The organism is Nocardioides sp. HB32 (assembly GCF_054058995.1).
This window is the reverse complement of sequence record NZ_JBSSBS010000001.1, coordinates 37,796-49,936: the sequence shown is the minus strand read 5'-3', so window position 1 is coordinate 49,936 and position 12,141 is coordinate 37,796. Positions and strand designations below refer to the sequence as shown.

11 protein-coding genes and 1 pseudogene are annotated in these 12,141 nt (G+C 72.7%); 8 read left to right on the top strand and 4 right to left on the bottom strand.

The window, feature by feature from the left end; all coding sequences use genetic code 11:
- Position 1 precedes the first annotated feature (1 nt).
- The 7 genes from ACVW2K_RS00265 to ACVW2K_RS00235 all read left to right on the top strand — a co-directional run bounded on the left by ACVW2K_RS00265 (position 2) and on the right by ACVW2K_RS00235 (position 7,161).
- The gene (locus ACVW2K_RS00265; protein WP_457201114.1) at positions 2 to 2,665 is read left to right on the top strand and encodes an FAD-binding and (Fe-S)-binding domain-containing protein; all 2,664 of its coding nucleotides are present in this window, start codon (positions 2 to 4) and stop codon (positions 2,663 to 2,665) included.
- A gap of 79 nt (positions 2,666 to 2,744) precedes the next feature.
- A complete protein-coding gene (locus tag ACVW2K_RS00260) occupies positions 2,745 to 3,938 on the top strand; it encodes a class I SAM-dependent methyltransferase (RefSeq protein WP_457201113.1) in 1,194 nt (397 codons plus the stop codon).
- Positions 3,938 to 4,714 carry a hypothetical protein gene (locus tag ACVW2K_RS00255; RefSeq protein ID WP_457201112.1) on the top strand — a complete coding sequence of 259 codons (777 nt, stop codon included), beginning with the start codon at positions 3,938 to 3,940 and terminating at the stop codon, positions 4,712 to 4,714. The genes ACVW2K_RS00260 and ACVW2K_RS00255 overlap by 1 nt, the downstream gene beginning before the upstream one ends.
- On the top strand, positions 4,698 to 5,702 hold the full coding sequence (locus ACVW2K_RS00250; protein ID WP_457201111.1) for a DNA topoisomerase IB: 1,005 nt from the start codon (positions 4,698 to 4,700) through the stop codon (positions 5,700 to 5,702). Before ACVW2K_RS00255 ends, ACVW2K_RS00250 begins: the two co-directional genes overlap by 17 nt.
- Positions 5,703 to 5,705: 3 nt before the next feature.
- Positions 5,706 to 6,197 carry a macro domain-containing protein gene (locus ACVW2K_RS00245; RefSeq protein WP_457201110.1) on the top strand — a complete coding sequence of 164 codons (492 nt, stop codon included), beginning with the start codon at positions 5,706 to 5,708 and terminating at the stop codon, positions 6,195 to 6,197.
- Entirely contained in the window at positions 6,194 to 6,628 is a 435-nt protein-coding gene (locus tag ACVW2K_RS00240) for a hypothetical protein (RefSeq protein ID WP_457201109.1), read from the top strand. The genes ACVW2K_RS00245 and ACVW2K_RS00240 overlap by 4 nt, the downstream gene beginning before the upstream one ends.
- Positions 6,625 to 7,161, top strand: coding sequence for an ATP-binding protein (locus ACVW2K_RS00235; RefSeq protein WP_457201108.1), 537 nt, complete (start codon positions 6,625 to 6,627; stop codon positions 7,159 to 7,161). Before ACVW2K_RS00240 ends, ACVW2K_RS00235 begins: the two co-directional genes overlap by 4 nt.
- 74 nt (positions 7,162 to 7,235) lie before the next feature.
- Here ACVW2K_RS00235 and ACVW2K_RS00230 read toward each other — a convergent pair whose 3' ends face one another.
- Positions 7,236 to 8,456 carry an HNH endonuclease signature motif containing protein gene (locus ACVW2K_RS00230; RefSeq protein WP_457201107.1) on the bottom strand — a complete coding sequence of 407 codons (1,221 nt, stop codon included), beginning with the start codon at positions 8,454 to 8,456 and terminating at the stop codon, positions 7,236 to 7,238.
- A gap of 554 nt (positions 8,457 to 9,010) precedes the next feature.
- On the opposite strand from ACVW2K_RS00230, the gene ACVW2K_RS00225 reads away from it, so the two are divergent.
- On the top strand, positions 9,011 to 9,145 hold the full coding sequence (locus tag ACVW2K_RS00225) for a hypothetical protein (protein WP_269320327.1): 135 nt from the start codon (positions 9,011 to 9,013) through the stop codon (positions 9,143 to 9,145).
- On the opposite strand, the pseudogene serC reads toward ACVW2K_RS00225, so the two are convergent.
- The 3 genes and pseudogenes from serC to ACVW2K_RS00210 form a co-directional block, all read right to left on the bottom strand.
- Positions 9,146 to 10,268 (bottom strand): annotated as a pseudogene (gene serC / locus ACVW2K_RS00220) (phosphoserine transaminase).
- 79 nt (positions 10,269 to 10,347) lie between these two features.
- On the bottom strand, positions 10,348 to 11,208 hold the full coding sequence (locus ACVW2K_RS00215) for an ABC transporter permease (RefSeq protein WP_457201106.1): 861 nt from the start codon (positions 11,206 to 11,208) through the stop codon (positions 10,348 to 10,350).
- On the bottom strand, positions 11,205 to 12,137 hold the full coding sequence (locus ACVW2K_RS00210) for an ABC transporter ATP-binding protein (RefSeq protein WP_457201105.1): 933 nt from the start codon (positions 12,135 to 12,137) through the stop codon (positions 11,205 to 11,207). The genes ACVW2K_RS00215 and ACVW2K_RS00210 overlap by 4 nt, the downstream gene beginning before the upstream one ends.
- Positions 12,138 to 12,141 lie beyond the last annotated feature (4 nt).

Genomic DNA, 12,141 nt, shown 5'->3' with positions numbered 1-12,141 from the left:
CGTGACGAACCCCGCCCCGGACCTGGTCGCAGCGTTGCGCCAGCGGGGGGTCTCGGACGTCGACGACTCGACGCTCACCCGGGCGCTCTACTCCTCCGACGCGTCGCTGTACCGGGTGGTGCCGCAGGTCGTCGTCCGGCCGCGGCACGCCGACGAGCTGGACGCGATCCTCGACGCCTCGGCGGGGACCGGCGCGCCGGTCACGATGCGCGGCGCCGGCACCTCGATCGCGGGCAACGCGGTCGGCGCCGGCATCGTCGTGGACACGGTGCGGCACCTCAACGCCGTCCTCTCGGTGGACCCGGACGCCCGGACCGCCGTCGTGCAGCCGGGGGTGGTGCACGCCGACCTCCAGCGCGCGGCCGCGCCGTACGGGCTGCGCTTCGGGCCGGACCCGTCGACGCACACGCGCTGCACGATCGGCGGGATGATCGGCAACAACGCGTGCGGCTCGCGGGCGCTCGGCTACGGCCGCACGGTCGACAACGTGGTCGGGCTCGACGTCGCGTACGGCGTCGGCGCCACCGACGTCGAGGCGCGGCTCACCGCGCTGGTCGACCAGCACCTCGCCCACGTCCGCACGACGTTCGGCCGGTTCTCCCGGCAGGTGAGCGGCTACTCGCTCGAGCACCTGCTGCCCGAGAACGGCCGCTCGGTCGACCGGTTCCTCGTCGGCTCCGAGGGCACGCTCGCCGTGGTCCGCGGCGCCACCGTCCGGCTGGTCGAGGACGACCCGGACCGCCGGCTGGTGGTGCTCGGCTACCCGTCGATGGCCGATGCCGCCGACGCCGTCCCCGCCCTGCTGGCGGCGGCTCCGGCCATGACCGCGTGCGAGGGCCTCGACTCCCGGATCGTCGACCTCGTCCCGGGCGCCCCGGAGCTCCCGCGCGGCGCCGGCTGGCTGTTCGTCGAGGCGCGCGGCGCCGACACGGCCGCGGTGGTGGCGGCCGCCGGCGCGCTCGGCCACCGGGTCGTCGAGGACGCCGCCGAGGCCGCCGCGCTGTGGCGGATCCGCGAGGACGGCGCCGGGCTCGCGGCGCGCTCGCTGTCGCGGCCGGCGTACTCCGGGTGGGAGGACGCCGCGGTGCCGCCGGAGCGGCTCGGCGCGTGGCTCCGGGACTTCGACGAGCTGCTGAAGGAGCACGGCCTGGACGGCGTGCCGTACGGCCACTTCGGTGACGGCTGCGTCCACGTGCGGATCGACTTCCAGTTCGCGGACGGCGGGCTGGCGTTCCGCGAGTTCCTCACCGCGTGCGCGCTGAAGCTGAAGGAGCACGGCGGCTCGCTGTCCGGCGAGCATGGCGACGGGCGGGCGCGCTCGGAGCTGCTCGCGACGATGTACGACGAGGAGTCGCTCGCGCTGTTCCGCGCGGTCAAGGACGTGTGCGACCCCCGCGGCCTGCTGAACCCCGGCAACATCGTCGAACCCGCGCCGCTGGACGCCGACCTCCGGCCGGCCCGGCCGCGGCCGTCGATCCCGCTCGCGGACGCGGTACACCGCTGCACCGGCGTCGGGAAGTGCGTGGCGCCGCGGACCAACGGCGTGATGTGCCCGTCCTACCTCGCCACCCGCGAGGAGAAGGACTCGACCCGAGGCAGGTCGCGGGTGCTGCAGGAGGCGCTCGACGGGTCGCTCGTGCACGGGCTCGCCGACCCCGCGGTGCACGAGGCCCTCGACCTCTGCCTGTCCTGCAAGGGCTGCGCCTCGGACTGCCCGACCGGGGTGGACATGGCGAGCTACAAGGCCGAGGCGCTGCACGCGACCTACGCCGGCAGGCGGCGGCCGCGCAGCCACTACCTGCTCGGCCGGCTGCCGACCTGGGCCCGACGGGCCGCGCCGATGGCGACGACCGCGAACCGGCTGATGAGGCTCGCCCCCGTCGCCCGGCTCGCGAAGGCGACGGCCGGCATCGACCAGCGCAGGTCGATCCCGGCCTTCGCTCCCCGCACGCTGCGGCGCACGACGGGGGTCCCCGACGTGGTCCCCGACGTGTGGATCTGGGCGGACTCCTTCACCGACCACTTCTTCCCCGCCAATGCGCTGGCCGCGATCGACTTCCTGGCCTCGGCCGGCGTCACCGCTCGGGTGATCGCGGACGACGCGTGCTGCGGGCTGACCTGGATCTCGACCGGGCAGCTCGACCAGGCCCGCACGATCCTGTCGCGAACGGTGCGGACGCTCACGCCGTACGTCGAGTCCGGGGTGCCGGTGGTGGGGCTCGAGCCGTCCTGCCTCGCGACGCTGCGCAGCGACGCCGAGGAGCTCGCGGGTTCGGCGGTCGGGGTGCTGACGTTCGCCGAGCTGCTGGAGCGGCTGGACGTGCCGCTGCCGTCGCTGGCGGGCGTCGAGGTGGTCGCGCAGCCGCACTGCCACCACGCGTCGGTCCTGGGCTGGGCGGCGGACCGGCGGATCCTCGAGAAGGCCGGCGCCCGGGTCACCCAGGTGGCCGGCTGTTGCGGGCTGGCCGGGAACTTCGGGATGGAGAAGGGGCACTACGAGGTGTCCGTGGCGGTCGCGGAGACGCACCTGCTGCCCGCCGTGCGCGCGAACCCCGGCGCCGTCGTCCTCGCCGACGGGATGTCCTGCCGGGTCCAGCTCGACGACCTCAGCGGGACCCCCACGATGCACCTGGCCGAGCTGCTCGCTTCTACACTCAGGGCGTGAACCCCCGCCACCGCCGCCTCGTCATCCCGATCGCGCTGGCGGCGCTGCTGGTGATCGTCGTCCTGGCCGCGGTGCTGTGATGGACGAGCCGCTGCTGCGCGCGCTGAACCGGATGCGCGGCTTCATCCTCGACCCCGACGTCCTGGTCAAGGCCGTCGCGTCGGGCAAGCAGAAGGGGACGCAGCCGACCTGGCGGCGGGCCGAGCTGCGCTACGTCGACCTCAAGGCCGGCCGGCACCTGCAGGTCACGACGTACGACGCGACCCAGGCGCACACCGCCAACCACGTCGGTGAGGCGGCGCGGGACGCGGTGGACGCGCTCCTGGACGAGCCGTTCGGCAACTGGCACGTCGACACGACGACGCAGTCGCACCAGGTGCGGGTGACCAAGAAGCTCGAGGCGGTCGTGCACACCACCGACCGCACGGAGCCGGTCGAGGCCGAGCGCGGGCACGACCGGGACAAGTCCCGGCTGCTGGCCGAGGACGACCCGGTCTTCGTCGCGCTCGGCATCTCCGACGCGTCCGGTCGGCTGAAGCCGAGCCGGCAGGCGAAGTACCGCCAGGTCGAGGAGTTCCTGCGGCTGCTCGACGCCTCGATCACGGACGCGCTGGAGAAGGGCCACCTGCGCCGGCCCACGGCCGACGACCCGCTGCGGATCGTGGACCTCGGCTGCGGCAACGCCTACCTGACCTTCGCCGCCGAGCGGTACCTGTCGCAGAAGCTGCCGGTGCGGCTCACCGGCGTGGACGTGAAGGAGCAGTCGCGCGAGCACAACGCGGAGGTGGCCGCGGAGCTGGGCGTGGACGCCGAGTTCGTGGTCGGCACGATCGGCGGTGTCGTGCTCGACCCCGCGCCCGAGGTGGTGCTGGCGCTGCACGCCTGCGACACCGCGACCGACGAGGCGCTGGCGCAGGCGGCCGCGTGGGAAGCGCAGCTCGTCCTCGCCGCGCCGTGCTGCCACCACGACATCGCCGCCCAGCTGCGCAGGGCACCGACGCCCGCGCCGTACGCGATGGTCACCCGGCACGGCATCCTCCGCGAACGGCTGGCGGACACGCTGACCGACGCGCTGCGCGCATCGCTGATGCGGCAGCAGGGCTACCGCGTCGACGTGGTGCAGTTCGTCGAGAGCCAGCACACGCCGCGGAACACCATGCTGCGCGCCGTCCGGACCGGGGGACCGGTGAAGGGCGGCTCGGTGCGCAAGGAGTACGACGACCTCGTCGCCACGTGGGGGCTGCAGCCGAAGCTTGCCGAGCTGCTGGCGTGATGCTGGTCGCGGACTTCGCCTGGCAGGACCCGGCCATCGTCGAGTCCAGCGGGCTGGTGGTCAGCGACGGGCTCTTCGTGACCGTGAACGACTCCGGCGACACCGGCCGGGTCTTCACCGTGGACGCCGCGGGCACGACCGTCGGCGTGACCTCGTGGCCGGGCGAGCCCACCGACGCCGAGGCGCTGGCGCCCGCCGGGCCGAGCGAGGTATGGGTGGGCGACATCGGCGACAACACCGCGTCGCGGTCGTCGGTCACTGTCATGCGGGTGCCGTTCGGCCCCGGCGACCGGACGGTCACGCCTCCGGCGTACTCGCTGGTCTACCCGGACGGGCCCCACGACGCCGAGGCGCTGCTCGCGGCGCCGGACGGCCGGCTGCTCGTCGTGTCGAAGGAGCTGTTGGGCGGCGCCGTGTACGCCGCGCCGCAGCACCTGTCGGCGACCGGGCCGAACGAGCTGCAGAAGGTCACCCGGACGATGGGGTTCGTCACCGACGGCGCGTTCTTCCCGGACGGCCGGCACTACGTGCTGCGTGACTACGGCACGGCGGCGGTGTACACCTACCCGCGCAACGTGCGGGTCGCGTCCTTCCGGCTGCCGGACCAGCAGCAGGGCGAGGGGATCGCCGTCGACGAGGACGGCTGGGTGCACGTGAGCTCGGAGGGCGAGCACTCCGACGTCCTGCGCGTGGTCTCGGTGTCGGTGTGGGGCTGGCTGCGCGCGTTTGTCGCGACGGCTGCGCGGCTACTCAGCGGCCATGCCGCGGCTGCGTAGGACATCGCCCGACCAGCCGGGGTGGACCCGGCGGCGGGTCGGACGGGGCTTCGTCTACCTGGACCGGTCCGGCGACCGGCTGCCCGCCGAGGACGTGGAACGCATCAAGTCGTTGGTCATCCCGCCTGCGTGGACCGACGTCTGGATCACGCCGTACGAGAACGGTCACCTGCAGGCGGTCGGCACGGATGACGCGGGCCGGCGGCAGTACCTCTACCACCCGCAGTGGCGGGCGCGGCGGGACGCCGAGAAGTTCGACCGGATGCTGGAGTTCGGGCGCGCCCTCACCCGGGCGCGGGAGCGGGTGGTGGGCGACCTGGGGCGCGACGGGATGCCGCTCGAGCGCGCGTGTGCAGCCGCCGTACGCCTGCTTGATCTCGGGTACTTCCGGATCGGGAACGACGTGTACGCCGACACCCACGGCTCTTTCGGACTCACCACCCTCGAGCGCAGGCACGTGCGGAAGCACCGGGGCCGCCTGGTGTTCGCGTTCACCGGCAAGTCCGGGGTCGACCACCGGATCGAGATCGACGATCCGGTCGTGATCGAGACGATCGAGATCATGCGGCGCCGCCGGGGCGCCGACGCCCGGCTGCTCGCCTACAAGAACAGCCGGGGTTGGCGCTCGCTCCTGCCGGAGCTGGTCAACGACTACGTGCGATCCACGACCGGGCTGCAGGCGACCGCGAAGGACTTCCGCACCTGGCACGCGACCGTGCTCGCCGCCGCGGCCCTCGCCGAGACGCAGGAGCCCGGAGACACGAAGGCCTCGCGCAAGCGCGCCGTCGCCGGTGCGATGAAGGAGGTCTCGGAGTTCCTCGGCAACACTCCGACGCTCGCGCGCTCGTCGTACGTCGATCCGCGGGTCATCGACGCCTACGAGGAGGGCCGGACCATCGAGCGGGCGACCCGTCGCACCTACGACAGTCCCGACGAGCGACAGGCGGCGCTGGAACGTGCGACCGTGAAGCTGATCCGCAATCCTTGACCCGTGGACATCACGGTCGTCCCGGGCGACATCACGACCCAGCAGGTCGACGCCGTCGTCAACGCCGCGAACCGCGCGATGCGTGGCGGTGGCGGCGTCGACGGCGCCATCCACCGGGCCGGCGGGTCCGCCGTGCTCGAGGACTGCATCGCCCGCTTCCCCCACGGCCTCGCCACCGGTGACGCCGGCTGGACGACCGCCGGCAACCTGCCCGCGCGCTGGGTGATCCACGTGGTCGGGCCCGACTACACCGCCGGCGAGCGCGACCGGTCGCTGCTGCTCTCCTGCTACTCCCGGGCGCTCGCCGTCGCCGACGAGCTCGGCGCCGCCACCGTCGCCTTCCCGCTCGTCTCCGCCGGCATCTACGGCTGGCCGAAGGCCGACGCCATCGCCGCCCCCCTCGAGGTCTTCCGCTCCACCTCCACCTCCGTCACCGAGGCCCGCCTCGTCGCCTTCGACCGGTCGACGTACGAACAGATACTGTCCGCCGTGTGAGGCTCCTGCTCGCGGCCCTGCTGCTCGCGCTCGCGGGCTGCTCGTCGTCCCCGTCCTCCGCGTCCCCCGACCCGGTCGTCGCCCCCGACTCCTGGCTCGGCATGCCGCCCGGCGACGCCCGCGCCTTCCACGGTCCCGGCGGCAAGCTGATCCTGATCGCCGTCGACGAGACCTACGCCATCGACGGCACGAACGCCTCCGCCGTCACCTGGGAGCTCGGCGACCACTACACCACCGACTACTGGGTCGAGACCGACGACGGCACCGTCCAGTGGTACGGCCGCAGAGGCTCCTGGCGTGCGGGCCGTCAGGGCCAGGAACCCCGCGACGTACCCATCGTCGACGGCACGGCGACGTTCGGCGACCGGTCCATCACCGTCGGTGACGACGGTCCGACGGAGCTCGAGACGCCTGACGGCGTCTACCGGTGACCCACCCGACCCTGTTCCTCACGGTCGGACTTCCCGGCACCGGCAAGACGACCGCCGCTCGACGCATCGAGCTCGAGCACGGGGCGCTCCGCCTGACGAAGGACGAGTGGGTGAAGGCCCTCTACGGGCACGAGAACCCCTCGTCGGCCCAGGACGTCATCGAGGGACGCCTCATCCAGATCGGCCTACGTGCCCTCGAGCTCGGCGCTGACGTCGTCATCGACTTCGGCCTCTGGAGCCGGGACGAGCGCTCCGCCCTGCGACAGGCGGCAGCAGACCGCGGCGCGGCGGTCGAGATCCGCTACTTCGAGCTCACCCCGGCCGAGCAGCGGAGACGGCTTGACGAGCGCGCGACCGAGTCGGCCCACACGACGTGGCACATGTCCGACGAGGAGCTCGCCGAGTGGGCTGCGCGCATCGAGGTCCCGACGCCGGGCGAGCTCGACGGCAGCGAGCCCATCGACGACCCGCCTGCGGGATGCACGACCTGGGACGAGTGGCGCGGGCGTCGCTGGCCGCCGTCGGTCGCTTGATCGCAGAGGTGCTCGCCTCCGCGTCCGCTTGTTTCAAGGACGACCGATCCCACGTCGAGCGTGGTCCAGCAGGCTCAGTTGAGCGCGGTCGTGCCGTCGGGGGTGACGTGGTACTGCCGGTGGTGGAGGCCGGTCCAGGTGTAGGTGCCGTCGGGGTCGCGTTGGTAGCGCCATCGGCGTCGGGTCTTGGCGCGGTGGTGGCGTCGGCACAGCGGTGCCAAGTTCGACGGGTTGGTACGGCCGAGCGGCCAGGGGGTGATGTGGTCGAGGTCGCAGGATCGGGCGTCGGTCTGGCAGTGCGGGAACACGCAGTGCTGGTCGCGGAGGATGACGAGCTCCCGCATCCACGCCGGCGGGTCGTGCCGGTCCACGGCGTCGTCGCGGTCCATGCGCAGGACGGGGAGGATGTTGACCTGGGAGTGGCCGACCCAGTCCTTGATCCGGGCGGTGGTGAGGGGTCCGAGGCGTTCGACGGAGCCGGTGCCGATGGTGTGGTCGGTCAGGTCGGTGAGGTCGGCGTGCACGATGAGCTTGATGCGGGGTGAGCGGCCGCCGTTGATCTTGCGGGACACGATGCCCACGGCCATGGCCTGGCGCACCTCGAGGGGGTCGTCGGTGTCGATGGTGGCGGCCTCGGTGGTGATCTGGTCGTAGAGGTCGGTGAGATCGTGGGTGTCGCCGGTGATCTGCAGGATCGAGGTGCCGGCCCAGCGGCCGGGTCCGGCCATGGGTCCGTGGAAGAGCCGGACCTCCCAGTGGGACCGGTCCAGGGCTTCCTGCTGGTCCTGGACCTCGACGTCGGTGGCTTCGGCGATGGCCTTCTCGATGGCCCGGGTCCCGCACTTGTCCGCGCGGGGCGCGAGGATGGCGTCGACGGCGGCAGCCTGCTCGGCGGTGAGCTGGCCGGTGGCCTGGGCGATCCGGCGGGCACGCCAGGCGGGCACCTCGAGCGCCTCGACGCGGGCCCAGGTCTGCGGGAGCCGGTGGTGCAGGTCGAGGGCGTCGGAGATCAGCTGGAGGGCGGCGTGGGCGGTGATCCCGAACGCCGCGGCGAGGGGCTCGGCGGTGAACTCCTCGATGTCGGGGGTGCCGTCTCCGCCGACGGCGTCGACGTACCCCAGGGCGGCCTGGTCGGGGTCGGCGGGGTGCAGGTGTGCCCACTGCAGGGCGTACCGCAGGCGGCGGCGGTCGGCCTCGCGGGACTGGATCTCGGCGTCCTCGCACAGCGCCAGCAGCCAGTCGGCGTCGACGTCGTCGACGCGGAATGGCTGGTGGGTGCGGTCGGTCTCGATCACGTGTCCACTCAAGCACCGGCCACCGACAGCCGAAGGCCCAGAACCCTTGTTTTGACCGGCATGTGAGACACCTTGTCGAATTTTTTCGAGCAGTTCCGGAAGGCCGGAAAGCCGCCGCAACCAGCCGCCTGCCGCACCCGCTTCGCTGCCTCTCGGTCGCAACCCGACACGAACCCGCAGCCCACCGACAGTCACGCCGAGAACCGCTGCTTGAACGGGAGACACTCTCCAAGTCTTTCGGAGCAACCTCAGGGGCTCCTCGAGCAGGTACGACGCCGGCCGGAGAGCCGGGAAGCGGCCGCAACCAACCGCCCGCCGCACCCGCCTCGCTGCCCGTCGGTCGCAACCCGACACGAACCCGCAACCCACCGACAGCCGCCCCGGATGGACCCCAGACAACGGTGGCCACGACGGTCGACCCGGGCGGACGGCGAGCCGGGCGACGGCCGCCACCACCTGCCGCAACCACCGCGGACGATGACCACATGGGACGTTCTCGTCGGTCGGAAGCCGGCGGCCCGTGAGCCGCCGGCGAACGTGGGTACCGGCCCCGCATGACGAGCGAACCGAACGGCCACGACCAGGACTCCGAGCCGCCGACGCCGGACGGCAAGGAGCCGGACACCGAGCAGCTGAAGCCGGACTCGGAGCCCGCGAGCGACCCGGACCCGGAGCCAGGGGACGGGTGACTAGAGGTTCTCGACGAGCCAGTCGATGCAGCGGGTGAGCGCCTCGATGTCCGCGGGGTCGATGGCGGGGTACATCGCGATCCGGAGCTGGTTGCGGCCGAGCTTGCGGTAGGGCTCGGTATCGACGATGCCGTTCGCCCGCAGCACCGCGGCCACGCGCGAGGCGTCGATGGACGGCTCGAAGTCGATCGTGCCGATCACCAGTGACCGGTGGGCGGGGTCGGCGACGTACGGGAAGGCGTACGGCGACTTCTCCGCCCAGGTGTAGAGGATGTCCGACGACTCCCTCGTCCGAGCCACCATCCCAGCGAGCCCGCCGGACGCGTTCATCCAGTCCAGCTGCTCGGCCATCAGGAAGAGCGTGGCGAGCGCGGGGGTGTTGTAGGTCTGGTTGAGCGCGGAGTTGGAGATCGCCGTGGGGAGGTCGAAGAACGCCGGGACGTGCCGGTCGGAGGCCGCGATCGACGCGGCCCGCTCCAGGGCAGCCGGCGAGAACAGCGCGATCCAGAGACCGCCGTCGGAGGCGAAGCACTTCTGCGGCGCGAAGTAGTAGACGTCGGACTCGCGTACGTCGACCGGCAAGCCGCCCGCTCCCGACGTCGCGTCGATGAGCACGAGCGCGTCGGGCGAGGCGCCGGCGGGCCGGACGACCGGCGCCATCACAGCTGTCGAGGTCTCGTTCTGTGCCCAGGCGTACACGTCGATGCCGTCCTCGGCGACGGCGACGGGAGCGGACCCCGGCTCCGAGGTGATCACGGAGGGCGCGGCCAGCCACGGCGCGGCCGAGGCGGGCTGCGGCGAACTTCGACGAGAACTCACCGAACGACAGGTGCTGCGAGCGCTCGCGGATCAGCCCGAACGTCGCGATGTCCCAGAACGCGGTGGCGCCACCGTTGCCGAGCACGACCTCGTACCCGTCCGGCAGCGAGAAGAGGGAGGCGAGGCCGGTCCGCACACGACCCACGAGGGCCCGCACCGGCTCCTGGCGGTGCGACGTGCCCATCAGCGACGTACCCGTCGCGGCGAGCGCGTCGAGGTGCGACGTCTGGATCTTCGAGGGCCCGGCGCCGAAGCGGCCGTCGGCGGGGAGGAGGTGCTGCGGGATCCGCGGGGCGTCGGTCATGAAAACCTTCCGGGGTGGTCGGGCGGTGCTTCCTGACGACGCTGTCAGCGACCCCATTGTGACACCTGCCGCGCCGGGGTCAGGACGCGACGTCGCGTCGCCGCACCAGCGCCAGGGAGAGCAGGGGCAGCGCGACGACGTACGCCAGCACGGTCCACGCCGCCTGCGTCCCCGAGATCGTGTCGACGACGCCGGGCGTCCCGCCGCCCGCGTCGACGCCGATGATGGAGCCGACCAGGGAGCCCGCGGCGGTGCCGGGCAGCACGTGCGTGAGTGCCTCGACGGCACCGAGCAGGTTCCCCACGCCGCGCAGCAGGTTCTCGACCACCAGTGCCCACACCAGGCCGAGGCCGACCGAGAGGGCGGGTCCGCGAGCGAGGGTTCCGAGGGCGAAGCCCGCCAGTGCCCACATCTCCAGCACCAGAACGCCGGCCAGCGTCGACTCGGCGAGCGACCCGGCCGAGGGCCACACGACGTCCTGCGACTCGCTGACCGCGATCGTCAGGGAGACGCCCAGGTAGAGGACCAGCGTGAACAGGACGGTGCCGACCACGAACACCGTCGTCGCGGCCAGGGAGCCGGCCAGCGTGGCCGCGCGCGACGGCCCCTGGGTGAAGACGGTCTTCCAGGTGCCCCAGCCGTAGCCGCTGCCGGCCACGATCGCACCCAGCACCATCATCAGCGCGCCACCGAACATCGGCATGCCCTGGAGCAGCACGTCGGGGACCGACACCGGCATCAGATCGTGGAGCACCGAGTCCATCGTCTGGCCCTCGTTGGAGAACGAGTTGTCGCCGGTCTTGTAGGCCAGGTAGCCGAACACGTAGCCGAACATCAGGGCCAGCGCCGTCCAGGCGCCGAGGATGACCCACACCGCCGGCCACCTCCGCAGCCGGAGCAGCTCCGCACGGGTGCTCCTCATCGCGTCGGTCGCCTTCATCGCACTGCCTCCTCGGTCTCGGGTGTCGGGTGGTTGGTCATCTCGAAGAACACCTCTTCGAGGGTGCGCTCCACGACCGCGAGCTCGAGCACGTCGACCTGGTCGGCGACGAGCTGCCGCACGAGCTCGGGTGCAGCGGCGGCGGGCAGGTCCAGTGCGAGCCGGTCCTGCTCGAGGCGTACGGCGTCGTCGCCCGCGATCCGGGACGCCACCGCGAGCGCCCGGTCGAGCGGCTCGGCCCGGAGCCGCAGGGAGGCGTGGCCGCGGAGGTCCGCAACCGTCGACTCGCGCAGCAGGCGGCCGTCGGCGATCACCCCGACCCGGTCGCAGATCTCCTGGACCTCGGCGAGCAGGTGGCTGGAGAGCAGCACGGTCTGCCCGGCGCGGGCGAGTGCCACGATCAGCGCCCGCATGTCCGCCATGCCCGCGGGGTCCAGGCCGTTGGTCGGCTCGTCCAGCACGATCAGCTCGGGGTCGCCCATGAGCGCGGACGCCACGCCGAGGCGCTGCTTCATCCCGAGCGAGTAGCTCTTGAAGCGGTCGGTGCCGCGGCTCGCCAGGTCCACCCGCTCCAGGGCGTCGGCGACGGCGGCCTCGCCCAGCCCGCGGTACCGGGCCATCACCAGCAGGTTGTCGCGCCCGCTCAGGTAGGGGTAGAAGCCCGGACCCTCGACCAGTGCGCCCACCCGCGCCGTCACGTCCGGGCGACCCGCCGGCCGGCCCAGGACGCTCACGCTCCCCGCGGTCGGCCGGACCAGCCCGAGCATCATCCGGAGCGTGGTCGTCTTGCCGGCTCCGTTCGGGCCGAGGAAGCCGTACACCTCGCCGCGCCGCACCGTCATGCTGACCCCGTCCACGGCCAGCCGGCTGTGGTCGCCGCGGCCATAGCGCTTGGTCAGGCCCTCGGTCTGCACCATGAGTTCGGTCATGGCC

What these genes read in the sequence shown, in the direction of transcription:
- ACVW2K_RS00215 (WP_457201106.1), bottom strand. Translation starts at nt 11,208, where the DNA reads ATGAAGGCGACCGACGCGATGAGGAGCACCCGTGCGGAGCTGCTCCGG.
- ACVW2K_RS00255 (WP_457201112.1), top strand. Translation starts at nt 3,938, where the DNA reads ATGCTGGTCGCGGACTTCGCCTGGCAGGACCCGGCCATCGTCGAGTCC.
- ACVW2K_RS00250 (WP_457201111.1), top strand. Translation starts at nt 4,698, where the DNA reads ATGCCGCGGCTGCGTAGGACATCGCCCGACCAGCCGGGGTGGACCCGG.
- ACVW2K_RS00260 (WP_457201113.1), top strand. Translation starts at nt 2,745, where the DNA reads ATGGACGAGCCGCTGCTGCGCGCGCTGAACCGGATGCGCGGCTTCATC.
- ACVW2K_RS00225 (WP_269320327.1), top strand. Translation starts at nt 9,011, where the DNA reads ATGACGAGCGAACCGAACGGCCACGACCAGGACTCCGAGCCGCCGACG.
- ACVW2K_RS00210 (WP_457201105.1), bottom strand. Translation starts at nt 12,137, where the DNA reads ATGACCGAACTCATGGTGCAGACCGAGGGCCTGACCAAGCGCTATGGC.